20 protein-coding genes are annotated in these 24,164 nt (G+C 56.2%); 10 read left to right on the top strand and 10 right to left on the bottom strand.

What is annotated here, in order from left to right; all coding sequences use genetic code 11:
• Positions 1-87 precede the first annotated feature (87 nt).
• The 7 genes from argO to KW828_RS18985 all read right to left on the bottom strand — a co-directional run bounded on the left by argO (position 88) and on the right by KW828_RS18985 (position 7,857).
• Complete coding sequence (argO, locus tag KW828_RS19015) at positions 88-720, bottom strand: arginine exporter ArgO (protein WP_218337830.1); 633 nt, start codon at positions 718-720, stop codon at positions 88-90.
• A gap of 148 nt (positions 721-868) precedes the next feature.
• Complete coding sequence (mscS, locus tag KW828_RS19010; RefSeq protein WP_218337829.1) at positions 869-1,741, bottom strand: small-conductance mechanosensitive channel MscS; 873 nt, start codon at positions 1,739-1,741, stop codon at positions 869-871.
• A gap of 112 nt (positions 1,742-1,853) precedes the next feature.
• Positions 1,854-2,786: an HTH-type transcriptional activator AllS gene (allS, locus tag KW828_RS19005; RefSeq protein WP_218337828.1), complete on the bottom strand. Its 933-nt coding sequence runs from the start codon at positions 2,784-2,786 to the stop codon at positions 1,854-1,856.
• Complete coding sequence (locus KW828_RS19000; RefSeq protein ID WP_218337827.1) at positions 2,743-3,582, bottom strand: DUF2877 domain-containing protein; 840 nt, start codon at positions 3,580-3,582, stop codon at positions 2,743-2,745. Before KW828_RS19000 ends, allS begins: the two co-directional genes overlap by 44 nt.
• Before the next feature lie 97 nt (positions 3,583-3,679).
• Positions 3,680-4,942, bottom strand: a complete 1,263-nt coding sequence (locus tag KW828_RS18995) for a DUF1116 domain-containing protein (RefSeq protein ID WP_218337826.1) — start codon at positions 4,940-4,942, stop codon at positions 3,680-3,682.
• 16 nt (positions 4,943-4,958) lie between these two features.
• Positions 4,959-6,620 (bottom strand): acyl-CoA synthetase FdrA, encoded by a 1,662-nt coding sequence (locus KW828_RS18990; protein WP_218337825.1) that lies wholly within the window; start codon positions 6,618-6,620, stop codon positions 4,959-4,961.
• 13 nt (positions 6,621-6,633) lie between these two features.
• The gene (locus KW828_RS18985) at positions 6,634-7,857 is read right to left on the bottom strand and encodes an MFS transporter (RefSeq protein ID WP_218337824.1); all 1,224 of its coding nucleotides are present in this window, start codon (positions 7,855-7,857) and stop codon (positions 6,634-6,636) included.
• Positions 7,858-8,193: 336 nt separating this feature from the next.
• Here KW828_RS18985 and KW828_RS18980 point away from each other — a divergent pair, with 336 nt between their 5' ends.
• On the top strand, positions 8,194-9,099 hold the full coding sequence (locus KW828_RS18980) for a carbamate kinase (RefSeq protein WP_218337823.1): 906 nt from the start codon (positions 8,194-8,196) through the stop codon (positions 9,097-9,099).
• 145 nt (positions 9,100-9,244) lie between these two features.
• On the opposite strand, the gene fbaA is transcribed toward KW828_RS18980, so the two are convergent.
• The 3 genes from fbaA to epd form a co-directional block, all read right to left on the bottom strand.
• The gene (gene fbaA / locus KW828_RS18975; protein ID WP_088221344.1) at positions 9,245-10,324 is read right to left on the bottom strand and encodes a class II fructose-bisphosphate aldolase; all 1,080 of its coding nucleotides are present in this window, start codon (positions 10,322-10,324) and stop codon (positions 9,245-9,247) included.
• A gap of 95 nt (positions 10,325-10,419) precedes the next feature.
• Positions 10,420-11,583, bottom strand: a complete 1,164-nt coding sequence (pgk, locus tag KW828_RS18970; protein WP_218337822.1) for a phosphoglycerate kinase — start codon at positions 11,581-11,583, stop codon at positions 10,420-10,422.
• A 48-nt stretch (positions 11,584-11,631) separates the two neighbouring features.
• The gene (epd, locus tag KW828_RS18965) at positions 11,632-12,651 is read right to left on the bottom strand and encodes an erythrose-4-phosphate dehydrogenase (protein WP_088221342.1); all 1,020 of its coding nucleotides are present in this window, start codon (positions 12,649-12,651) and stop codon (positions 11,632-11,634) included.
• A gap of 373 nt (positions 12,652-13,024) precedes the next feature.
• Between epd and KW828_RS18960 the strand changes: the two genes are divergently transcribed.
• From KW828_RS18960 to KW828_RS18920, 9 genes are all read left to right on the top strand, one after another.
• Positions 13,025-13,444 carry a PPC domain-containing DNA-binding protein gene (locus KW828_RS18960; RefSeq protein ID WP_218337821.1) on the top strand — a complete coding sequence of 140 codons (420 nt, stop codon included), beginning with the start codon at positions 13,025-13,027 and terminating at the stop codon, positions 13,442-13,444.
• Positions 13,445-13,469: 25 nt separating this feature from the next.
• On the top strand, positions 13,470-14,048 hold the full coding sequence (locus KW828_RS18955; RefSeq protein WP_218337820.1) for an ECF transporter S component: 579 nt from the start codon (positions 13,470-13,472) through the stop codon (positions 14,046-14,048).
• Positions 14,049-14,756 (top strand): energy-coupling factor transporter transmembrane component T, encoded by a 708-nt coding sequence (locus KW828_RS18950; protein WP_218337819.1) that lies wholly within the window; start codon positions 14,049-14,051, stop codon positions 14,754-14,756.
• Positions 14,744-15,418 (top strand): ABC transporter ATP-binding protein, encoded by a 675-nt coding sequence (locus tag KW828_RS18945; protein ID WP_218337818.1) that lies wholly within the window; start codon positions 14,744-14,746, stop codon positions 15,416-15,418. The genes KW828_RS18950 and KW828_RS18945 overlap by 13 nt, the downstream gene beginning before the upstream one ends.
• Positions 15,415-16,080, top strand: a complete 666-nt coding sequence (locus tag KW828_RS18940) for an energy-coupling factor ABC transporter ATP-binding protein (protein ID WP_218337817.1) — start codon at positions 15,415-15,417, stop codon at positions 16,078-16,080. The genes KW828_RS18945 and KW828_RS18940 overlap by 4 nt, the downstream gene beginning before the upstream one ends.
• Positions 16,081-16,364: 284 nt before the next feature.
• Positions 16,365-17,978, top strand: coding sequence for a PTS transporter subunit EIIC (locus KW828_RS18935; protein WP_218337816.1), 1,614 nt, complete (start codon positions 16,365-16,367; stop codon positions 17,976-17,978).
• Positions 17,975-19,192 carry a CehA/McbA family metallohydrolase gene (locus tag KW828_RS18930; RefSeq protein WP_218337815.1) on the top strand — a complete coding sequence of 406 codons (1,218 nt, stop codon included), beginning with the start codon at positions 17,975-17,977 and terminating at the stop codon, positions 19,190-19,192. The genes KW828_RS18935 and KW828_RS18930 overlap by 4 nt, the downstream gene beginning before the upstream one ends.
• A 4-nt stretch (positions 19,193-19,196) precedes the next feature.
• The gene (locus tag KW828_RS18925) at positions 19,197-21,221 is read left to right on the top strand and encodes a DUF5054 domain-containing protein (RefSeq protein WP_218337814.1); all 2,025 of its coding nucleotides are present in this window, start codon (positions 19,197-19,199) and stop codon (positions 21,219-21,221) included.
• Positions 21,218-23,791 carry a glycoside hydrolase family 38 C-terminal domain-containing protein gene (locus KW828_RS18920; protein WP_218337813.1) on the top strand — a complete coding sequence of 858 codons (2,574 nt, stop codon included), beginning with the start codon at positions 21,218-21,220 and terminating at the stop codon, positions 23,789-23,791. The genes KW828_RS18925 and KW828_RS18920 overlap by 4 nt, the downstream gene beginning before the upstream one ends.
• Positions 23,792-24,164: the final 373 nt, after the last annotated feature.

Below are 24,164 nucleotides of genomic sequence, written 5' to 3'. Positions count from 1 at the left end.
CTCCATGTCATCACCATCGCCCATCAATACAGGCGTCTGCCAGCAAGCTTAGCGTTTTCAGCGCGCTTGTCCACAGGTATGGTCCGATTACCACAGCGCCTGTAAATGATGAATGCCTTCGCGCGCCAGCTGGACGGCGATAAACCACATGACCAGGCCCACCAGCGTATTGATGATACGTTGTGCAGTGGCCGTGCGCAGGCGCGGAGCAAGCCAGGCCGCCAGCAATGCCAGGCTGAAAAACCACAGGAAAGAGGCGCTGATAGTACCGAGCGCAAACCAGCGTTTCGGCGCTTCCGCCAGTTGCCCACCCAGGCTGCCGAGCACCACAAAGGTATCGAGATAAACATGGGGATTCAGCCAGGTGACCGCCAGCATGGTGGCGATGATCCGCCCACGCCCCTGTTTTAACGCTTCCTTACCGGCAAACTCCGGCTGGCTGCCGAGCGCCGTTTTCAACGCACCAAAGCCGTACCACAGCAAGAACGCCACCCCGCCCCAGGTGACGATAGCCAGCAGCCACGGCGACTGCATCAGCAATGCGCTGCCGCCAAAGATCCCTGCGCAAATCAGTAGCAAATCGCTCACTGCGCACAGCGAGGCGACCAGCAAATGGTGATGACGGCGAATGCCCTGATTCATCACAAAGGCATTTTGCGGGCCGAGGGGTAAAATCATGGCCGCACCGAGGGCAAGCCCTTGAATATAATAAGTTAACACGTTGAATACTCACGCTGCTAAAGAATGCGCCGACTATACCGGGCGTGAGTTATTAGCGGAAATGGATAATTTTAATCGGGGATAAGTGGCATTAATAATAGGTTGCCCGGCCTGTGTATTACCTGGAGGCCGGGCACGACGACTATGCTCAGGCTTCAGCTTCCGCCTGTTTTTCTTCTTTCACGCGTTTGAAGTTTACGTCCATATGCGGATGCGCAAAACCGATGCCGTTAGCATCGAACGCCTTTTTGATTCGCTCCAGCACATCCCAGTAAACACTTTGCAGATCGCTGCTGTTGCTCCAGATGCGGATCACAAAGTTCACCGAGGAGGTGGTCAGCTCGTTCATGCGCGCGGTCATTTCACGATCTTTCAGGATGCGATCGTCAGACTCAATAATGTCAGTCAGAATTTTTCGCACCTGATCAATATCAGCGTCATAGTCCACGGCGATGACGATTTCGTTACGCCGCACCGGCTCGCGGGAAAAGTTAATGATGTTGCCGGCAATGATTTTACCGTTCGGGATCACCACAAAGCGCCCATCGGCGGAACGCATGGTGGTGGAGAAGATTTGCACGTGCAGCACAGTACCGGCCACGCCGCCCAAATCCACATATTCGCCCGCGCGGAACGGGCGGAAGGTCACCAGCAGCACCCCTGCGGCGAGGTTCGACAGCGAGCCTTGCAACGCCAGACCAACCGCCAGACCAGCGGCACCCAGCACGGCGATCACCGAGGCGGTTTGCACCCCGACGCGCCCCAGCGCGGCAATCAGCGTAAACGCAATAATGCCATAACGTACCAGCGCCGATAAAAAGTCAGCCACCGTGGCGTCAATATGTCGCGACAGCATCAGGCGATTGAGGCCATTGGAAATGATACGCGCGATGATCATCCCGATGATGATAATGGCGATAGCCGCCACGATATTCACCGCATAACTCAGCAGTAGTGCCTGGTTGTGTACCAGCCAGGTACCCGCCCCATTTACGCTGTCGACAACATTCAAATCTTCCATTGGATGTTCCTTGGTCATAACAAAAAATGAGATCGTTCTCACGAAAACAATCTGTTAAAGGTAAACAAGAATCACCGAATATGCCATTTTTCAACGCGATCCTTTTCTGGGATCAGCGTTCCGTTGGCCTGTCTACCATTCTTAAAAAGCCGCTAACCAATGACTGTTTTTGCTTAAATATCTCTGCAATTTCGCTCACCACTTTTCCACTACCCGCATTTTTCCAGGCGACCGACAGCGGTGACGGCTGACGCGGGTTGACCACTTCGCGAGCAACTAACGCACCGGATTCAACGTACGGACGACACAGTCGCTCCGGCAAAAATCCCACGCCCAGACCGCTTAAATGGCAGGCCAGCTTGGTGCTGAGATCCGGCACTTTGATCTCTTTTTGACCGCTGAGTAACCAGGCCACGCGGCGAGTAAGCGTGCGCGAAGTATCTTCAATATTAATAGCCGGGAAGCGGCGAAGCATGTCGTCAGATAATACAGGGGAAGGATGGCTGGCTAATGGATGGCTCTGCGCCACCACAAACTGCCAACTAATATCTCCCAGCGGCAACAGCGAGATATTATTGGAGAGAGATTCCGAGCCAGTGACGCCTATCGCCAACTGGAAATCGTCATAAAGCAGAGAGTCCCATACGCCCATATACACCTGGCGGGAAATCTGAAAACGGGTAAAGGGAAATTGCTGATGCAGCCAGGTGAGTAAATCCGCCGTCGACTGCGGCTGGTACAGCAGGTTATTGATGACGATATTAACCTGGCGTTCTACACCGGCGTTGATTTGTTGAAGCTCATCCGGCATCGCGTCCAGCCAGTTTAGCCACTGGCGACAGTGCTCAAGCAGATGATGCCCGGCAAGCGTCAGGCTGACGGAGCGAGTGGTGCGCAAAAAGAGCTGAGTGCCAACCTGTTCCTCTAGGGTCTTAATGCGGTAGCTAATCGCTGCTGGCGTTTTGTGCAGCGAACTGGCGGCACGGGAAAAGCTCTCAGTTTCAGCCACCCGAATAAATGTGCGTATTGTTTCCTGATCGAGCATGCATTCCCCTTGAGTCGACCGCCTGTAACCACCGTTGCGCTATCACCATACCCACCAGGATGTCGGTTCCGGAAGTGTGCCCTACCCGAAGCAAACGTCGTATGGCGGGATGCGGATCGCGCCGGGCCTGTAAATCACGCAAAACCCTCAGTACCGGCGTGGAGAACTCCCCCAATCTGGCGCTGTTCAGATAGCTACAGCTTACCGAAGTGGTGAGCAACGTGAGTTGATCCCCTGGGGGTAAAAAATGGTGCTCCCGCAGTCGCCCGAAAAAACCAGTGGCGCTTAATACTGCCATCATGCCTGTCAGCATATCATCACCGCTGGGCGTCAGCCCCAGCCCTCGTCCGATAAGCCAGTGCCAGTCAGGTTGTTGTCCCTCTAACCAGCGATCAAGTTCAGCACTTATCCGGGCGTAAACGGGGATAGCAGAGAGCGGCTGATTGAGCGAACCGCCGAGGCCAATTTGCTGAGTATAGAAAGAGAACGGGACAGGCGCGACATCTCCCACTGTTATCTGCAAACGCAGCTCGCGCGGCAGATGCAGCACGATGCCGCGTCCGTAAAGTCGGTTTCCCCGCTTGATCCAGCGTGAAACAGGGGAAACCCGGGAGAAATTGGTGGTATTTAGCAACACGCCCGACGGCCCCATCCCTTTGCCGTAGCGAAAGAACGTCAACAGTTCACCGTCGGGTCGGCAAAAGTTGATGGCCTGGGAGAAGCGGCTATGCAGCGTCCACTCTCCGTCCGGAAGTCGGTAAAGACCGGCGCAGGCCAGGGCGTTGAGAGTGATCATAACCGCTTTTCTCCGTAGGCCGGAAAGATGTGCCAGCGTCGCCATCCGGCAATGATGCCTTTCAATGCCGAATGGCGACATGAACGCCTTATCCCACTTATGCAGTGATGTGGTGCAGCTCCGCCAGCGCTTCCAGCGCTTTTTCAAAGCAGAGCAGCGGAGCACGAACGGTACCCGCCCCCACCTGACCAATCCCCGCTTCCCGGTGCGCAATACCGGTGTTAATCAGCGGCGTGATCCCCGTTTCCACTACGCGGCGAATATCCAACCCCAGGCATGCGCCTTTAAAATCCCATGACGGGATCTGGAACAGCGGATTATTTGCGAGATAAATTTCATCCATCTCTTCCGACGTTTCCAGTGCGGCTCCCATGCCACCGGCACCGACAAAACGCGTCACCCCAGGTGCCGCGATCATCGCCGCCCCGCCGATCCCCAGCGTCTCGGTGATGGCACTATCGCCAATATCAGGGTTAGCATCCGCCTGGCTGTACCCCGTAAAGAACAGTCCCTGCGGAGTATTCACCGGCGCGGTAAACCAGCGATCGCCCGTGCCGCTAACGCGAATACCAAACTCCCGACCGTTACGCGTCATCGCCGTGACGACGGAACCCGCTTTAATCTCCGCCGCCGCATCCATCACCGCTTTGCTGTATGCCATCGCCAGGTTTAAGAAGAACTGGTCGGTGACACTCAGGAATTGCAGCACTTCGATGATTTCCGCTTTTGGGCGATCCAGGCCGGCGATAATCGGCGACAGCGTACGCAGTAGCAGAGAAGATGCCGCAATATTACGTTGATGGAACTCATCACCCATCGTGATGGCCTGCGCCATCATCGCGGTCAGATCGACGCCGTTCTCCATTTGGGATAACGCATCCTGGAGCACCGGAGCCAGCGTATCGCGCATCCAGCGCAGGCGCGTTTGCACATCGTCACCATAGGCGCCAAAGCGCATCACCTTGCCAATACCTTCATTAAGGTTGCAGCAGGATTGATTGCCATGCACCACGTCACGCACAACCAGCACCGGCATATTGGCGGAGGTAATTCCGCCCATCGGGCCAACCGCGCCGACGTGATGGCAGGGGATGAACTCGACCTCTCCTTGATTCAACAGTTGGACAACCTCTTCTTCACTGCTGGCCCATCCCTCAAACAGCGATGCGCCAATACACGCGCCACGCATCGGACCGGTCATCTCTTCCCAGGCGATCGGCGGACCGGCATGAAGCAGTTTGCGACCAGAAGACAATTCTTTCACCGCCTCTTTGGCGGGGCATACCGCAACCCAATGCGGCCTGGCGGCTTTAATTCGTTCAATAATGGCTTCGTTGGCCTGCGCAATAGATGAATACATATCCGTACCTCTGAACTTAATGTAACTGTTTGAGTAAACTGGCGAGACGGGCATTGCCACCGGCAATCGGCGCCCATTGATAATGCACAACCGGCGTGCCGCTACTTTGTAGATCCAGCGCGAAGCTGCGTAATCCGGCATTGATCACCTGAACCCCATCAAGAAGCGCGCTGTGCGTTACCGGCAACGTGTCATCGTGATGATGAATAAGGCTGACGGCGAGCAACACAGCCTCTTCGAGCGTTTCCACTACCGCTATTCCCGCTTCGCGCAACTTTTCACTTTGCGCGCTGCGCCCCTGTGGATCGGCATCGGTGCCGGTAAGCGTGGCAATCACCACCAGCGGCGCGGCGCGACGAGAACGAACCTGCTCAATGGCTTCCACCACCGCTCCGGCTGGATCGGCGCATGCGCCATAGCCCAGCACCACATCCAGCAGCAGCACGCCCACGTCCGGTCTGTCCGCCAGTTTTTCGATTTCGATACTGCGAGTTGTCGGGTCGATCATCGGGTGCGGTCTGCCCAGCGTATAGCTGTCATCCCCCAGATCCACGATACGGTGACCACCGGCTTCCAGCATGACGCCCTCAGCATGGCTTTCACTTACCGGAACACCGAGTGCAGCAGAAAGCAGCATGGCGGCTTCTGCTGCCAGTGTGCCCCCTGCGTACAGACCATAAATACCTTTACCCACCACTTCCGGCAGGATTTGCCGCTGTTGCGTCACGCGCATCAGCAGCACCGCCAGTTGCGAAGCATCAGAGAGTGAATTGGCCAACCAGACATTGCCTTCACGGCGCTGTGCGGGCTTGCTGCCAAGGAACAGCGCAACCACCGGTTTGTGCAGGCGTTGCATGGCAGCGATAATGCGCGTTTTGACTTCCGCAGACGGTGGCTTGGAGACAAACGTGATGACCTGGGTCGCATCGTCAGTCGCTAACATCTCAAGCGCAGTCAACGCGCTGATACCGCCCACTTCGGCGCTCAGGTCGCGACCGCCAAGGCCAATGGCATGGCTGATCCCTTGCTGGTGCAGAGCGATCTGCGAAGTGATCTCCTGAATACCGGTACCGGATGCCCCAATAACACCAATTCCGCCAGCAGGCAGAACGTTGGCAAATGCCAGCGGACTACCGGCAATCATCGCCGTCCCGCAGTCTGGCCCCATCACGATCAGCCCCCGCTCACGCGCTATCGTTTTCAGCTCAACTTCCTGTTCCAGCGGAACGTTATCGGAAAACAGCATCACATTTTTATCTGCCAACAACCCTTGTTTGGCGACCGAGGCGGCATATTCCCCGGCAACAGACACCAGCAGCAAGTTAGACTGAGGCAATTTTTGACAGGCGCTTTCCCAGCGGCGAGCCTTAATCAATTGATGCGAACTTCCCGAGGCGTTAGTTATCGCATTCAGTTCTTTCTCAAGCTGCTCCCGAATTAAATCAAGAATTTCGGGCTGCTCATTCCTGGTTCGAACGGCCACGCATATATCATTTGGCGTCGCCTCAGCAAAATCGTCATGCCAGAAGCCCGTCGAATCCAGCATCGATTTATTAGCTGGCGTCCCCATCATGACGGAAACCTGATCCACTTCCGGACGTTCACTCAGTTTTCGGGAAATAATCATCAGGCTGACGGAATCCTGAAAACTTCCCTTTTTAATAAAAGCGTAAATCATTACAGCTACCTCTTTATGAGCGTTTTTCTTTTAAGAACAGCATGGCAATCAGACCAACGGCCAGCAGAGTGGCTGAAACATAGAAACTGGATGCGAGGCTTCCGGTCATATCGCGAGCTGCACCTGCAATAATGGGTGCCAAAATAGATGAACTCATACCGATGAAATTAAATAAGCCGAATGCGGTACTGTAATTATTTTCATCAACGCTATCGGCAACCAATGCTACCAGTACCGGATCCAACGCCAACTTACCGACCAGTCCGTAAACACATAGCGCAACAACTACACCTGTCATACTCGGCATCCAAATAATTGACAGCATGCTGATAATTGCAATCGGCACCAGGAACATAATTAACGGTTTACGGCGACCTAATCTGTCAGAAAGACTGGAAAATAACAGCGCACCGGGAATTGAAATCCATGCGACCAGCGATGAAATAAACCCAGTTTCACTGCCCGCAATTCCGCGCTCACTTTGCAAATAATAGGGTAGCCAGGTCAGAATAACGAAGAAACCAAACAGGCTACAGAACACCATAATATAGGTAATAATTAAGTTACGATTCTTCAGCAAGTCGCTAAATTTGCCTTTTTTGACCGGGGTGCCATCGATTTCTGTGGTGCGTTTTTTCTCTTTGACAAACATCCAAATCGCCACGCCAACCAAAACGGAGGGGACCGCCATGGCATAGAACGGCATACGCCACGAATATCCCTGGTCGTAGACCAGCCAACTGGAGGACATCAGCCCTAATGCGATACCGAACGCCATCCCGCTATTGATGATGGCACTGCCGAGAGAGCGGTATTTTTTCGGGATCTGCTCAGATGATAAGCCATACTGTGGGCCATAATAGGTGCCTTCGCCGGCCCCGGTGACAACGCGAGCAAACAACAGCGTGTACCAACTTTTTGCCCAGCCCGTTACAGCGGTGAACACGCCAAACAAGATAAAGCCAGGCACCAACACTTTTTTCTTACCAATTTTGTCGCCCAAAATTCCGGCGGGCACTTGCAACAAAGCGTAAGAAAAATAGAAAACTGAATTAAGAACACCGAGTTGCGTTCCACTTAAACCAAATTCTTTTTCCAGCTCCCCCATCACCGGATTCAATATCGTCCGGTCGGCATACATAAATATCCAACCTAACCAGAACAAGAAAATAGTGACCCACCAGGCCGGTATTCCCCTTTTCTTTGTGACTGCTGTGACTTCACATGATTCAGACATAAGCACTCTCCCGGTAAACTTACCGTTTAACACCCCATGTTATCGAATGGATACGTGAGGTTTGATGTTTTAACTGCGCTTACCATATCGGGGAGTTAAGCCCTTTCATTTGAGCGAAATCACACAAAATTCATTGTTATAAATTCCTGGGAACTGGTCGCGTAATTATTAAAAAATATCTAACAATCATTATTAAACCAATTTAAATAAATCTTTAAAAAATAGATTCGATTAGCGAGATATTTTTACTGATAGTTTAGTTGTCGAATTCATCACATTATGAAAAGAGTAAACCTTTATTTTCTGTCGTGAGATATTTTGCATAATGAGGCTCTCATGAAAAAGAAACTTGTCATTGCCCTGGGCGGTAATGCGTTATTACAGCGCGGAGAAATTCTCAGCGCAGAAAATCAACAACGGAGCATTCAAATTTTCGCACAGATGGTATCGACCCTGGCGCGTGACTATCAACTGGTGATTGTTCACGGCAACGGGCCGCAGGTGGGTTTACTGGCGCTGCAAAACGCGGCGTACAGCGATTCTCCCGCCTGGCCGCTGGACATGCTGGTTGCGGAAAGTCAGGGGATGATTGGCTTCGCGATCGCCCAGGAACTCACCCGTAGCGCTGACGCTACGCCCGTCACCACCGTGATGACCCGTGTCGTCGTCGACCCGCAGGACGATGCGTTTGCCGCGCCCGGAAAGTACATCGGGCCGGTGTATCAACCGGAGCAGCAGGCCGAGCTTGAACAACGCTATGGCTGGCAGATGAAGGCCGATGCACAGTATATTCGCCGGGTGGTAGCCTCACCCACGCCGCTGAAGATCCTCGACGGCGAGGCGATCAATACGCTGATGAATGCCGGGCATACGGTTATTTGCTGCGGCGGTGGCGGGATCCCTGTTATCGCCCAGAGCGAAGGATATGCGGGAATCGAAGCGGTTATTGATAAAGACCTGACGGCCGCTTTACTGGCACAGAGCATTAACGCTGATCATCTGCTGATCCTGACAGACGCGGACGCGGTGTATGAAAATTGGGGAACGCCGCAGGCGCGCGCGCTGCGTCACGTTACGCTTGCAGAAATAGCGCCGTTCGCCGCCCCCGATGGTGCGATGGGCCCAAAGGCCGCGGCGGTAATGCATTTCGTCAAACAGAGCGGTAATGCTGCATTTATTGGTGCGCTAAAAGACGCGCCGCAGATTCTGGCCGGAGAAAAAGGCACCTGCGTGACACGATAACCCCCCTTTTGCCGGATGGCGCTACGCTTATCCGGCCTACCACTGACAGTCGTGCTTGCCGTAGGCCGGATAAAACGCTTTCGTGTTGCCATCTGGCAAAAAAAATGGCTTCCCGAAGGAAGCCATTTGCACAGCTTATTTCCGATTACAGAACGTCAACCGCGTTCAGTTCTTTGAAAGCCTGCTCCAGACGGGTGATCATGGACGTCTGTGCAGCACGCAGCCATACGCGCGGATCGTAGTATTTCTTGTTCGGCTGGTCTTCGCCTTTCGGGTTGCCCAGTTGGCCCTGCAGATACGCTTCGTTTTCTTTGTAGTAGTTCAGGATACCTTCCCATGTTGCCCACTGGGTATCGGTATCGATGTTCATTTTGATAACGCCGTAGCTTACAGAGTCTTTGATTTCCTGCGCAGTAGAACCGGAACCGCCGTGGAACACGAAGTTCAGGGCGTTGTGCGGCAGGTTGTGTTTCTTGGTCACGTATTCCTGAGAATCACGCAGGATCGTCGGGGTCAGTTTCACGTTACCCGGCTTGTAAACGCCGTGTACGTTACCGAAGGACGCCGCGATGGTGAAGCGCGGGCTGATCGCGTTCAGTTTGGTGTACGCGTAATCAACGTCTTCCGGCTGGGTGTACAGTGCAGAAGCGTCCATGTGGCTGTTGTCCACACCGTCTTCTTCGCCACCGGTGCAACCCAGTTCGATTTCCAGCGTCATGCCGATTTTGGACATGCGCTCCAGGTATTTGGAGCAGATTTCGATGTTCTCTTCCAGAGACTCTTCAGACAGGTCGATCATGTGAGAAGAGAACAGCGGTTTGCCGGTCGCCGCAAAGTGTTTTTCACCTGCGTCCAGCAGACCGTCGATCCACGGCAGCAGTTTCTTCGCGCAGTGGTCAGTGTGCAGGATCACCGGAACACCGTAGTGTTCAGCCATCTGGTGTACGTGATGCGCGCCAGAGATAGCGCCCAGGATTGCTGCGCCCTGCGGCACGTCGGTTTTCACGCCTTTACCGGCGATGAATGCAGCGCCACCGTTGGAGAATTGCACGATAACCGGTGCTTTAACTTTCGCAGCGGTTTCCAGAACGGCGTTAATGGAGTCGGTACCGACGCAGTTAACTGCTGGCAGCGCGAAGTTGTTTTCTTTAGCTACCTGGAACACTTTCTGAACGTCATCACCAGTGATCACGCCAGGTTTTACGAAATCGAAAATTTTAGACATGTTACGTAGTCCTGTATCTTGGCCGTTAGAAAAAGGGAGCGCGTGCTTTAGCGAAGCGCGCTGAAAATCAGGCGGGTTTCCCCGCCCGATCAAACTTACTGCTTAGCGCGCTCTTCGAGCATAGCAACTGCAGGCAGCACTTTGCCTTCCACGAATTCGAGGAACGCACCGCCGCCAGTGGAGATGTAGGAAATTTTGTCAGCGATACCGAACATATCGATGGCTGCGAGGGTATCACCACCACCGGCGATGGAGAACGCTTCGCTGTCTGCGATAGCGTGCGCCACAATTTCGGTACCTTTACGGAAGTTAGGGAACTCGAACACACCTACCGGGCCGTTCCACAGAATAGTTTTGGCGTTTTTCAGGATTTCAGCCAGTTTCTGTGCGGAAACGTCACCCATATCGAGGATCTGCTCTTCATCTTTGATGTCGCTGGCAGACTTGAGGGTCGCGGTCGCGGTTTCAGAGAACTCGGTCGCTACGCGAACATCCGTCGGAACCGGGATGTCACAGGTGGTCAGCAGACGTTTTGCTTCCTCAACCAGGTCTGGTTCGTAGAGGGATTTGCCCACGTTATGGCCCTGAGCAGCAACGAAGGTGTTAGCGATACCGCCACCGACGATCAGCTGGTCAGCGATTTTGGACAGGGAATCCAGCACGGTCAGTTTGGTGGAAACTTTAGAACCACCTACGATAGCCACCATCGGGCGAGCCGGTTCTTTCAGCGCTTTACCCAGCGCGTCCAGCTCTTCAGCCAGCAGCGGGCCTGCACACGCCACGTCAGCGAATTTCGCGATACCGTGGGTGGAAGCCTGCGCACGGTGCGCGGTACCAAATGCGTCCATAACAAACACGTCGCACAGCGCGGCGTATTTTTTAGCCAGGGTTTCGTCGTCTTTCTTTTCGCCTTTGTTAAAGCGAACGTTTTCCAGTACCACCAGCTCACCGTCGGCAACTTCAACGCCGTCCAGGTAATCTTTCACCAGGCGAACCGGGCTGGACAGTTTGTCTTTCAGGTAGTTAACCACCGGCAGCAGAGAGAATTCTTCGTTGTACTCGCCTTCGGTCGGACGGCCCAGGTGAGAAGTAACCATCACTTTCGCACCCTGTTTCAGCGCCAGCTCAATCGTCGGCAGAGAAGCGCGGATACGCGCGTCGCTGGTGACTTTGCCATCTTTAACCGGTACGTTCAGATCCGCACGGATAAAAACACGTTTACCAGCCAGATCCAGATCGGTCATCTTAATTACAGACATGGTGAATCCTCTCGTTTTTTTTAAAGTTTGGCAGACGCAATGCGCGTCTCACCTGAAACCAGTCGCTGCCATGGCTAACGTCGTGTCGAGCATTCGGTTAGCAAAGCCCCATTCATTATCACACCAGACCAGCGTTTTGATGAGGTGTGCGCCACTGACCCGCGTCTGCGTACCATCTACAATGGCACTGTGCGGATCGTGATTAAAATCTGCTGAGACCAACGGTAATTCCGTATAGTCAACTATACCATGAAATGCTCCCTGTGCCGCTTTTTGCAGCAACAGGTTGACTTCTATAGCTTTTACCGGCTGCTTCACCGTAACGCTTAAATCGATTGCCGTGACGTTAATCGTCGGGACGCGCACGGAAATCGCTTCAAATTTATCTTCAAACTGCGGGAAGAAACGGGTGATACCCGCCGCAAGTTTCGTATCTACCGGGATGATTGACTGGCTGGCAGCGCGCGTGCGGCGCAGATCCGTATGCCAGGCGTCGATCACTGGCTGGTCGTTCATCGCCGAGTGGATCGTCGTTACCGTGCCGGAATCAATGCCGTACGCGTCATCAAGAAGTTTGATCACCGGAATAATGCAGTTGGTGGTGCAGGAGGCGTTGGACACGATGCGGTCATCTTCACGCAGCGTATGCTGATTCACGCCAAAGACCACGGTGGCGTCGAGATCGTGGCTGCCGGGATGGGAAAACAGCACCTTTTTAGCGCCCGCCGCCAGATGCGCCTCGCCGTGCTGGCGATTGCCGTACACGCCAGTGCAGTCGAGGACCACATCCACGCCCAGTTCACGCCAGGGCAGCGCCGCAAGCGTTTCCTGATGCAGCAGGCGGATGGCGTCATCGCCGATATACAGCAGCTCGCGTTCCTGTCGGACATCCCAGGCGAACCGCCCGTGGGTGGTGTCATATTTCAACAAATGCGCCATGCCCGCAGCATCCGCCAGTTCATTGATTGCCACCACGCTCACTTCCGCACGACGCCCGGATTCATATAAAGCACGAACCACGTTACGCCCGATGCGACCGAAGCCATTTATCGCCACGCGTACGGTCATAGATCTCCTGCAAGGCTGTCCCTGATTTGCTGTGGCTGACAGAATAATGCAGCGACACAACAAGGGAAACCTTACCTGTCGCAAACTGCGACCTGTTAATAATTTGTCGAAAATTTAATCGACTGAAACGCTTCAGCTAGAATAAGCGAAACGCGGAATAAAAGGAATCGACGCCCGGCGGGGAACGACATTTATCTGATCTGCATCACACTTTTGCGCCCCTGCTGGCGCGGTTTTCCTTAGCGATAAACCGCATGTCTTCAGAAGAAAAGCGTCATAAACGTGGAATAGTTTAATGATATACATCAGTACCCAGAACCGCCGTCACTCTTATTATGCGGGCCACGTCCGAGTTTCGGAGTTTACTCATCCCATGAATCAGTCTATTGCCTCTGCGGCACGCTTTTATGCGCTGCGCCTCGCTCCCGGCCAGGAGCTGTTAACCGAATTACGCCAGTTTATTCGCCATCACGGGCTACAGGCCGCGTGGATTGCAGGCTGTACCGGCAGCCTGACGGAGGCCACCCTGCGCTATGCGGGCCGCGAAGAAAGCACGCGGCTTTACGGCACCTTTGAAGTGATTTCCCTGTCCGGCACGCTGGAGCTGACGGGGGAGCATCTTCACCTGAGTATTGCCGATGAAAACGGCGCGCTGCTGGGCGGGCACGTCATGCCCGGCTGCACGGTGCGCACCACGCTGGAACTGGTGATTGGCGAACTGACGGCGCTGTCGTTTTCCCGCCAGCCCTGCCCGCTCTCCGGCTATGACGAACTCGTGATAAATCCCCGTTAATTCTCGCTTGATAAAAGAGGTTGCTATGGCGCGTCGCCAACTCTCCAGCCAGACCCTGGTCCTGATCGTTATTTCCGTCGCCATCAATATGATCGGCGGGCAGCTTGTCAGTATGCTCAAGCTGCCGATTTTCCTTGATTCCATCGGCACGCTGCTAAGCGCAGTTCTGCTGGGGCCGCTCGTTGGCATGTTGACCGGTTTGCTCACCAATCTGCTGTGGGGATTGTTAACCGATCCGATTGCCGCCGCCTTTGCCCCGGTCGCCATGGTGATCGGCCTGACGGCAGGCTGGCTGGCGCGGCTTGGCTGGTTCCGCTCGTTGCCGAAAGTGATCCTCAGCGGCGTGGTGATCACCCTGGCGGTCACAGTAGTGGCGGTGCCGATCCGTACCGCGCTGTTTGGCGGCGTAACAGGTAGCGGCGCGGATCTCTTCGTCGCCTGGATGCACTCGATGGGTAACGATCTGATCGAATCCGTGGCGCTGACGGTGATCGGGGCCAACCTGGTGGATAAGATCCTCACCGCGGTGATCGTCTGGATCCTGCTGCGCCAGTTACCGCTGCGCACCACGCGCCTCTTCCCGACCATGTCGCCGGTACGCTGAATGCATCCTTTTACCTCCCTGACGCTGTGGAGTCTGGGGGCCTGGTCGGTTCTGCTGCTCCCCGCCGGACCAGGATTAACCCTGATAAGCGGCGCGGCCTTTCTCAGCCTGCTGCTGTTTCGTGCCACCCGTCCCCGCGCGCGTTATGTCGCGTGGCTGATGGTGTCCCTCGGCGTTGGCATGTGGCTGGTGCACGGCGGCTGGCTGGTCGCCTGGATGAGCGGTCAGCCGCGCGATGCCACCGGCTGGGCGCAGGCGATCGTCCTGTGGCAGCGCATTCTCACCATCGTCGCCACCTCGCAGCTATGGATGGCCTTCGTGCCGGTACGCCAGTTTATTCGCGCCCTGTTTGCCAGCCGTCTGCCGCCGGGCTTAGCGTATTTATTCTCCGGCCCCTTGCTGATTGCCGAACAGCTCAGGCACCGACTGGCAAGCATTCACGAAGCACAGCGCGCTCGCGGCGTTCCCCTCGACGGTCGCTGGCATCAGCGGCTGCGCGCCATGCCAGCGCTGATCGTGCCGCTGATCCAGGGCGCGCTTAACGATCTGGCGATCCGCGGCGCAGCGCTGGACATGCGCGGTTTTCGCCTGCACCGCACCCGCACCACGTTATGGGCGCCGCCCGACAGCCGCCGCCAGCGCGTGTTGCGTTATACCCTGCTCGCCCTGATGCTGGCAGAAACCGGAGTCTGGTTATGGTTACGCTAGAGGATCTCTGTTTTCAGCCCGCGCATGCTGCCGCTCCCGCGCGTCGCCTGAATTTTCACTGCCCGCAGCCGGGCATGGTCGCTGTGCTGGGCGGTAACGGCAGCGGTAAAAGCACGCTCGCGCAACTGCTTGCTGGCTGGTATCCGGCCTATCTGCCCGGCACGCTCAGCGGTAGCGGGCAGATACTGGATCAGCCAATGGGTCAGCGTTCGCTGCCTGAACAGGCGCAGACCGTCCAGCTGGTGCAGCAGTCCCCCGCCCTGCAACTCTCCGGCTGTACGTTTAGCGTCGAAGAAGAAATTGCCTTCGGCCCGGAGAATTTCTGTCTGGGGGAAGATGAGATCCTCGCCCGGCTGGAGGCCGCTCTGACGCTTACCGATTGCCTGCCGCTGCGCCACCGGCATCCCGCCACGCTGTCCGGTGGCGAAGCCCAGCGCGTAGTAATCGCCTGTGCGCTGGCGATGCAGCCGCGGCTTTTGCTGCTCGACGAGGCTTTTAGCCGTCTGACGCCGCAGGCCACGCAGCAGATGCTCACTCGCCTGTCTGCCTGGGCAAACGACAGCCAGGCGCTGGTGATCCTCTTTGAACGCCACCGCCAGCCAGCCCAGGCGTTTTGCCGCCAGATGTGGCAGCTCGATGAAACAGGACTGACCGCCTTATGATCGCGTTACACAACGTCACCTTCCGCTGGCCGGCGGCTGCCGAAAACTGTCTGCACAGCCTGACACTCACAATTGAGCGCGGCGAATGGGTGGCGCTCATCGGCGATAACGGTGCCGGAAAATCCACCTTATTGCGTCTGATGGCGGGGCTGTTAACACCGCAGCAGGGTAAGGTTTTGCTGAACGGGCAGCCGCTGTCAGCGCTAAACGCCCCGCTGCGCGCCGCGCAGGTCGGCGTGCTGTTTCAGGAGGCGGAAAACCAGATCCTGCACAGCACGGTGCAACGTGAAGTGGCTTTTGGGCTGAAGCTGCAAAAGCTGCCCGCCGCCGTTATTGAACAGCGCACCCGTGCGGCGCTTGAGCTGTGCGGTCTTGCTGATGTGGCGCAGGCGCATCCGCTGGATCTGCATGCCGCCCAGCGGCGAATGGTCGCGGTCGCCAGCCTTGAAGCGATGGCCCCGCCTGTGCTGCTGCTTGATGAGCCGAGCCGGGATTTTGACGATCGCTGGCTCGGCATATTTGAAGGCTGGCTGGCAGTCTGTCGTCAGCGGCAGACAACGCTGCTCGCCATCAGCCATGATTATGATTTTACCCGCCGCCACTTTTCCCGTGTGATTCGCCTGAAAGACGGGAAAATCTGCGCCGACGATCTGCCCGCCTAATTCCTCTCTTAATAGCCGAACCCTTAATAATGCCGCAGAACGCGGCATTTTTTCTTACAAATAACCTCTGCGTATCTGGCGTTACGCTGTTCACATCACAAAACACGCTAACTGAAATCGTTATATTTCCGCACATCAGTCTGATAATTGAAATGTAATTTCAGACCACGCATTGAAATCGTGAAATAATAATTATCACGATCAATACATCACAAAATAAATACTCCGGGGTGCTTCAAAACATTATTCAAATGAATAATTAAAGCCCGTGAAAAAGGATTTTTATGAAGCAAACAATGCAAATGATCGGCCAGGCCATGCTGGTGCCGATCTCCATCATTACCGTCGGCTCAATGTTTATGGGTTTTGGCAGCGCCTTTACCAGTAGCGGCACCATTGAAGCCCTGCATTTACAGAGTGTCATTACTAAAGGTTCAGTTTTATTTACCGTATTCAGCGTGATGAAAGCCACCGGCGATGTGGTATTTCGCAATCTGCCGCTGTTCTTTTCCATCGGCGTGGCTTTTGGTCTGGCGAAAAAAGAAAAAGGCTGGGCGGCATTTTCTGGCGCGGTCTGTTTTATGGCGATGCATTTTATTATCGCCACGCTGCTGGAATTAAATAACATGACGCCGCAGACCACCAGCGTCGACTTCTTCCGGCAGCAGCAACATCTTAGTGAGATTGCCGCCGTCCAGCGCGCGTCTATTTATACCAGTGAACTGGGGATGTTTTCCTACCGCATGAGCGTCTTCGGCGGCATGGCGGTGGGCCTGATCACCGCCTGGCTGCATAACCGCTTATATAACGTCAAGCTGCCGCTGGTGCTGTCGTTTTTCGCCGGTACGCGCACGGTGCCTATCGTCACGCTGCTGGCCGGATCGCTGCTCGGCGTGCTGCTCTTTTTTATCTGGCCACCGCTGGGCGGCATGCTGGCGCAGTTCAGCAAACTGATTGGTAACTCCGGCCTGTTTGGCACCTTTATCTGGGCGGTAGCAGATAAATCGTTGCTGCCCGTCGGCCTGCATCACCTGATCACCACGCCCATCCGCCTGACAGAATTAGGTGGCTCCATGACCGTCTGTAACCAGCTGGTGAGCGGCACCACCAATATCTATATGGCACAGCTGGGTTGTGAAGAAACACCGCAGCTGCTGGTGCGCGGCTTTCAGTCCGGGCGCGTGGTGGTGCATTTTGGCGCGCTGCCAGGGGCGGCGCTGGCCATCTATCAGTGCGCGAAATCACCGCACAAAAAAGTCGTCGCGGGCTTACTGATCCCGGTAGTGGCGACCATGATCCTGTTTGGCGTCACCGAACCCATTGAATACACCTTTCTGTTCGTCGCCCCCTGGCTGTTTTATCTGGTGCACGTGCCGCTGACCGGCCTCGCTTTCGTGCTCACCGAAATGGCGAACGTGTCCATCTACGGCGGCAGCCTGAAAGACATCCTGCCGGTGTTGCTCCAGCCTGCGAAGCTCAATCTATGGGGCTACCTGTGGCTGATCCCGCTGTTTTTCGCGCTCTACTACGCCCTGTTTCGCTTTTTGATCCTGCGTTTTAACGTCATGACGCCGGGGCGCGAAGACGAGGAGGAAAACACCCGGCTGTACAGCAAACAGGATTTTAAGGATCAGCAGGGAATGCGCTTTGCCCGGCAAATCATCGACGCTTTCGGCGGCAAAGAGAATATCGAGCAGTTCGACAACTGCATCTCCCGCCTGCGCGTGCAGGTGAAAGACGGCTCGCGCGTTGCGCCGGAAGCGGTGTGGAAAAAAACGCTCAACGCGAAAGGCTATGTGCAGGTCAGCGAGCGGGCCTTTCAGATTATCTATGGTGCCGAGGTGGTGATGATCGCCGGGGACTGCAAAGAACTATTAGATGAAGGAGAAGCAGCATGAATGCCCATCCGGTGACGCTGACCCGTACCCTGAAGATTTCACCCAATGAGGAAAAAACCCTGCGCCACGTGGAGTTCAATCCGGGTCTGAATACCGAGCGCATCGACATCAGCTATCACTGCACGCCGGGAAATGTGGTGGATATGGGGCTGATGATCAACGACCGCATCAATGGCTGGAGCGGCGGCGCGCGTAAAACCATTACCCTGAGTGAAAATTTCGCCTCGCCGGGCTATCAGCGCACCAGCATCGTCAACGGCAAATGGCACGTGCTGCTGGGGCTGCATAAGATCCGCCGCGCCTGCGAAGTGATCGTCGAGATCACCCTCTACCCAAAATTTTCGCGCTGGCTGAAAGGCGACACCCATCTGCACTCCGTGCACAGTGATGGCAAATTAACGGTGAGCGAGCTGATCGCCCGCGCCAGTCAAATGGAGTTCGATTTCCTCTGTTTTTCCGATCACAACACCACGTCACAAAACCATGAAATTGCAGGTATTAATTCCTCACTGTGCCTGATCCCCGGCATGGAGCTGACCAGCGAACGCGGCCACGCCAACCTGCTGGGCGTCACCCAGCCGGTAGTCAATTTTCTGCCGCACTTTACCGAAGAAGACATCGCCAGCCGGATGGCAGAAGCCCGCCGCAATGGCGCACGCATCGGCATCAATCATCCATTCTGCCACTACTGCCCGTGGCAGAACCGCTTCGCAGGCCACGACTGGCTGGAGATCTGGAACGGGCCGTGGGACGGCGAAACCGGCAATGAAGATGCCTTTAATTACTGGCATCACCAGCTCTGTCAGGGCGAAAAAATCAGCGCCGTGGCAGGCAGCGATTTTCACAAAGAAAAAGGGCTGATCAATCCCTACATGTGGGTGCGCGCGATCAGCCGCGAACGCAAAGACATTCTCTCGGCGCTGGTCGCCGGACACAGCTACATGCAAAGCGATGACCAGACCCAGTTACACCGTTTTTGCATTGGCGACGCGGGGCCTGGCGACACCACCAGCGGGGAGATCCTGCACGTTAAGCTCCGTACCCATAAAGACAATAACGTCCTGATCTATACCGACAAGACGGTCATCGTGGTGCCCAATCGCTACGGCGATGTGAACCAGGAAATCGTCGTTCAGGATGCCGCCTTCACCCTGCTGCGTATCAATCGCGGCCCGGTGGTCCAGCTTTTGACTAACCCAATTTACCGAGGATAATTCCGTGCAACGTGTGCATATCATCTATAAAACGCATCTGGATATTGGCTTTACCGATCTGGCCAGTACCATCGAAGACAAATACCTGCACGAGTTTATCCCGGCAGTGATCAAGGTGGCGCAGGAAGTGAATACCCCGGCGCAGAAGAACTTTATCTGGACCTGCGGTTCCTGGCTGATTACCCGCTATCTGCAAACCGCAGACGACACCGCGCGTCGCGCGCTGACTGACGCCATCGGGCGTGGTGACATCGCCTGGCATGGCCTGCCGTTTACGTCGCACAGCGAACTGCTCAGCCCCGGCACACTCCAGGCGGGACTTGAACAGGCCCTCGAACTGGATCTGCGCTTTAACAAACGCACCATCGCCGCCAAAATGACGGACGTGCCCGGCTATACCCAGGCGATTATCCCGTGGCTGGCTAAAGCCGGCATCGCCTGGTTACATCTTGGGGTTAATGAAGCCTCCACCTCCCCGGCCGTGCCAAACCTGTTCCGCTGGCGCCTGGGAGAGGCGGAAGTTATCGTCACCTACTCGCCGGGCGGCTACGGCAACGAATACTGGTGCGAACCGCTTGATGAACTGCTGGTGTTTTGTCATGCCGCCGATAACTGCGCCCCGCCTGACGCCGAACTGGTCCATGCCACTATCGCGGCCTATCAGTCACGTTATCCCGGCGCGCAGGTCAGCGCCTCCACGCTGGATCAGTTTGCCGCCCGCGTGGAAACCATCAAACATGTGCTGCCCGTGATCGACGGCGAGATCGGTGATACCTGGAATCACGGTCTGGCGACCGATCCGGGCAAGGTCAGCCGCTATCTGCGCCTCACACGTCTGCTGGAAGAGGAAGTGGCCGCCGGGCGGCTCTCTGCCACCAGCGAGGCATACCGACAAGCGATGGCGCAGTTGATCATGGTACCGGAGCACACCTGGGGAATGGATCTCAAGCTGCATCTGGCCGATTACAACCACTACCTGCCCGCCGAATTTGAGGTGGCACGGCGGGCGGATCGCGTGGAAAACGGCATCCCGGAGAAATACCGTTTTATCGGCGATTTCGCCGCGCGTCTGCCGCACCGCAATGAACCTGGCTATCAGAATATTGCCGCCTCCTGGCAGGAACAGCGTGATTACATCGATAACGCCCTCGCCTGCCTGCCGCCGGCGATAACCACGAAATTTACCCCGCTTTCTCCCGTGACCATGGAGGGCATTATTGTTCCGGCGCGTGCACATTATTTTGGCGATTATCAACTGGTTATTGCCGAGGATGGCAGCCTGAGCACGCTTAACGTCGGCGGTAAAGCGCTCTGCGCGGCTCCCCTCGGCAAGCTGATTTACCGTCAGGTGAGCGACGACGAATACCAGCGTTTTGCAGAACACTATCTGCAAAATCTCACCTCCACGCGCGACTGGGCGATAGCCGATTTTACCAAGCCAGGCCTGGAGCTGACCGCCGTTCCCGTGTCTTCACAATGCGCGACGCTGCAACTGCATGAGGTACGCGTGGAAGAGACGCCGGACGAGTATCAGCTGTTTATCGACGCGCGTTTTGTGCAAAACGAACCAGGCATGGTGCTGCGACTGCCCAAAAAAGTGCTGCACTGCTGGCGCTTTAGCAAACATCGCCGCGCTATTCGCTATCAGGTATCGATTATCGGTAAACAGGCCAACCGCCTGCCGGAAGAGATCTGGTTACAGTTCGGGTTAATGAATAAATCCCGCAGCCAGTGTCGCAAAATCGGCCACACCATCGACTGGCAACAGGTGGTGCACAACGGCAACCGTAATCTGCACGGCGTCGAGCGCGTTTTCACCCCTGACTGGCAATTACAGCCGCTCGACGCGCCGCTTATCGCCCTGCACGAGCCGCGTATTTTGTGGTTTGGCGAGCCACATGACGAGCCGGAAGGCATTTTCCCCCACCTGTATAACAATATCTGGGGCACCAATTTCCCGATGTGGTACGGCGAGGATATTCATGCCGAATACCTGCTGGAAACGGGCAGCGACGGGGAACGCCAATGAACGACAAACGCATCGTCCACGCGGTATCGCATACCCACTGGGATCGCGAGTGGTATTTCACCACCCTCGACACGCAGGTGTTCGCCCTGAAAGCCTTCACGGAGGCGATTGACGCCTTAGAACATCACCCGGAGCTGGCGTATCACCTGGACGGACAAAGCTCCCTGCTGGCGGATTATTTACAGCTTAAACCGGAGATGACCGAACGGGCGACGGCGCTCGTTCGCCAGCGTCGGTTAATGGTCGGCCCCTGGTATACGCAGCCGGATCTGTTCAGCATCAGCACCGAATCCATGTTCCGTAATCTGCGCATTGGCATTGCGCTTGCCCGCGCAGCGGGCGGTTGCATGGACGTGCTCTATTTACCCGATACCTTTGGCAGCCCGGCGCAGCTACCGCAGCTGGCAGCCGCCTTTGGACTGCGGCATATTTTGCTGCGCCGGGGGTACGATCCTGAGGTGATGGGCGCGACGGAAATGCGCTGGCAGGCGGCGAACGGCGACACCGTCACCACGGCCATCATGCCGTTTGGCTATTCGCTGGCCCACCCGGAGCGCGGCGGGCGCTGGCGCAATTTCTCGCTTGCGCATGTTGAGACAGAAACGTTCCCGCTGATCGCCCGCCTTAAACAGCTCACCCCCTGCCGCCATCTGCTGTGTCCGATTGGCGGCGATCAGGTGAGTTGTGATGCGGATTTCGCCCGTCTTATCGCGGAAATTAATGCCCACAGCGAGGATGAGTTTATCGCCAGTCGCTACGAGGCGTATTTCGCGGCGCTGAACGCGGAAGAACTTCCGCTGTGGCAGGGGGAGTTCCGCCGTCCGCGCCTGTCCCGGGTGCATAAAACCATTGGTTCCTCGCGCTACGACATTAAACGGGCGAACGACGAGGCAGAAACCCAGTTGATCCATCAGACCGAGCCGCTGCTGGCGCTGGCACGCATGAACGGGCTGGCCTGTAGCGAGCCGATGCTGGAGAAAGCCTGGCGTCTGCTGCTGGAGTCGCACGCCCACGACAGCATGGGCGGCTGCAACAGCGATGAAACCAACCGCGACGTGCTGGCCCGCTGCGCCCACGCACAGCAGACTGGCGAGGCGCTGTTCAGCCTGCACGCCCGCCTGCTGCTGGCCAACCTCGCGCCGGATCAGGATCACCGTTTTCTGCTGGTCAACGGCACCGGGGCGCCCACCGTTTGCGTACACAATCGCGTGCTGATCACGCCGACCCCCACCTTCCGGCTGGTGGATGAACAGGGCAAACCGGTGGAATTCATCCTGCTGGCACAGGAGAAAATCCGCAAACCGCGCGGCGTGCTGCTGACGCCTGACGGCGAAGTAGAGACGTTCTCGGCAGACTATTACTACCGTAACCGGGTGGATATTGTCCATGCGCCGGTGCCGCCGCTGGGGATGGCGCTGTTTTTTGTGCAGCATACGGAACCGGCGGCGATGCCGTGGATGCAGTCCCTGCGCCAGACGTTCATTGAAAACGCCTGTTATCGCATCAGCTGGCATGAGCAGAATTTGTGCCTGTTTGATAAGCGTAATCAGCGCACGCTGACGCGGCTGTTACAGCTCAGCGATCTGGGTAACGATGGCGACCTGTATGATTTCTCGCCGCTGGCAGGCGACATGGAGTTACGCTCTGGCTGGATGGAGCTGGTGTCCGTGAAGCAGCACTCGGCCAAACAGGAGATGATCGTCACCAGCCTGCTGTCGCTGCCGGAGTGTCTTGATCCACAGCGCGCCGGGCGCAGTGAACACATGAAGTCAGTGGCGGTGACGCTGACGGTGACGCTGGAAGACGCGCTGATCCGCTTTCATCTGACGGTAGATAATCAGGTGCGCGAGCATCGGATGCAGCTGGTGTTCGATACCGGCACGCCTATTGCAGCGGTGCAGGCGGATATGCCTTTCGGCTGGATCAGCCGCCAGAACCAGCCGGACAGCGCGCGCACGGATTTTACCGAGCGTCCGGTGGACATCGAACCCTTCATGCACCAGTTGCGCGCTCACGACGATTTTCATTTCTTCGCCCGCGGCCTGAAAGAGTATGAATATGACGATCGCCACCTGCGCGTCACGCTGTTTCGCGGGGCGTCGCAACTGGGCAAAGATGATTTGCTGTGGCGTCCGGGTCGCGCGTCAGGCCAGCGGTTAGCCACCCCGGAAGCGGAGCTGCCGGGACTACTGTGCTTTGATTTCGCCCTGTGTCTGACGCCGCTTGCCGCGCCCGAACGCGTGGCCTGCGCGCAACGCTTTCGCGTTAATCCGACGCTCTGGCAGTGGCAGCGTGATGAAACCTGTGTGCAGCGGCTGGATAATTTCGACGTCTTCCTACCGGCGCAACCGGTGCAGGTACGGCAGTTACTGGCAGATATTCCGGCAGGGCTGGCGGTCAGCGGCGTGGATGTGCTTTATGGCGGGACGTTAGTCAGGTTGTTTAACCCAGGCGAGCAACCGATCCCCGTGCCGCAAGCGTGGCAGACGTGTAATGCGCTGGGCGAACCGCTGGCACTCCGTCAGGTTCCCCCGTTCGGCCATGTGAATGTGCGGGTAGCCGTTGAATAGTGGGGCCGTGCTGCCCGGCGGCGCAGCGCTTGCCGGGCCTACAAAACCTGAAGCAATGATGTTCGGGTAAATTGGGCCGTATTGCCCGGCGGCGCGGCGCTTGCCGGGCCTACAAAATCTGAAGCAATGATGTTCGGGTTAATTGGGCCGTATTGCCCGGCGGCGCGGCGCATGCCGGGCCTACAAAACCTGAAGCAATGATGTTCGTGTAGGCCGGGTAAGGCGCAGCCGCCACCCGGCGTCGAGACGTAGATACTGTTATGCCATGCAAGCATTTTCCTCATGCAGCGTGGCATCGAACGGGCGTCCTGATTTCAGGACGCCATACGCCACCTGGGCAAGTTTACGCATCATCGCCCCGATTATCAGCTTC

Source organism: Enterobacter sp. ENT03, assembly GCF_019218745.1.
Lineage (GTDB): Bacteria > Pseudomonadota > Gammaproteobacteria > Enterobacterales > Enterobacteriaceae > Enterobacter_D.
The sequence above is the reverse complement of the archived record's forward strand: the minus strand, read 5'-3'. Positions and strand labels throughout refer to the sequence as shown.

Bases quoted from the DNA above. Each gene is read 5' to 3' on its own strand.
- fbaA (WP_088221344.1), bottom strand. From the start codon at position 10,324: ATGTCTAAAATTTTCGATTTCGTAAAACCTGGCGTGATCACTGGTGAT.
- KW828_RS18995 (WP_218337826.1), bottom strand. From the start codon at position 4,942: ATGTATTCATCTATTGCGCAGGCCAACGAAGCCATTATTGAACGAATT.
- KW828_RS18950 (WP_218337819.1), top strand. From the start codon at position 14,049: ATGCATCCTTTTACCTCCCTGACGCTGTGGAGTCTGGGGGCCTGGTCG.
- KW828_RS18955 (WP_218337820.1), top strand. From the start codon at position 13,470: ATGGCGCGTCGCCAACTCTCCAGCCAGACCCTGGTCCTGATCGTTATT.
- KW828_RS18940 (WP_218337817.1), top strand. From the start codon at position 15,415: ATGATCGCGTTACACAACGTCACCTTCCGCTGGCCGGCGGCTGCCGAA.
- KW828_RS18945 (WP_218337818.1), top strand. From the start codon at position 14,744: ATGGTTACGCTAGAGGATCTCTGTTTTCAGCCCGCGCATGCTGCCGCT.
- pgk (WP_218337822.1), bottom strand. From the start codon at position 11,583: ATGTCTGTAATTAAGATGACCGATCTGGATCTGGCTGGTAAACGTGTT.
- KW828_RS18930 (WP_218337815.1), top strand. From the start codon at position 17,975: ATGAATGCCCATCCGGTGACGCTGACCCGTACCCTGAAGATTTCACCC.
- KW828_RS18980 (WP_218337823.1), top strand. From the start codon at position 8,194: ATGAAAAAGAAACTTGTCATTGCCCTGGGCGGTAATGCGTTATTACAG.
- allS (WP_218337828.1), bottom strand. From the start codon at position 2,786: ATGCTCGATCAGGAAACAATACGCACATTTATTCGGGTGGCTGAAACT.
- mscS (WP_218337829.1), bottom strand. From the start codon at position 1,741: ATGGAAGATTTGAATGTTGTCGACAGCGTAAATGGGGCGGGTACCTGG.
- KW828_RS18985 (WP_218337824.1), bottom strand. From the start codon at position 7,857: ATGTCTGAATCATGTGAAGTCACAGCAGTCACAAAGAAAAGGGGAATA.
- epd (WP_088221342.1), bottom strand. From the start codon at position 12,651: ATGACCGTACGCGTGGCGATAAATGGCTTCGGTCGCATCGGGCGTAAC.
- KW828_RS18960 (WP_218337821.1), top strand. From the start codon at position 13,025: ATGAATCAGTCTATTGCCTCTGCGGCACGCTTTTATGCGCTGCGCCTC.
- KW828_RS18990 (WP_218337825.1), bottom strand. From the start codon at position 6,620: ATGATTTACGCTTTTATTAAAAAGGGAAGTTTTCAGGATTCCGTCAGC.
- KW828_RS18920 (WP_218337813.1), top strand. From the start codon at position 21,218: ATGAACGACAAACGCATCGTCCACGCGGTATCGCATACCCACTGGGAT.
- KW828_RS19000 (WP_218337827.1), bottom strand. From the start codon at position 3,582: ATGATCACTCTCAACGCCCTGGCCTGCGCCGGTCTTTACCGACTTCCG.
- KW828_RS18935 (WP_218337816.1), top strand. From the start codon at position 16,365: ATGAAGCAAACAATGCAAATGATCGGCCAGGCCATGCTGGTGCCGATC.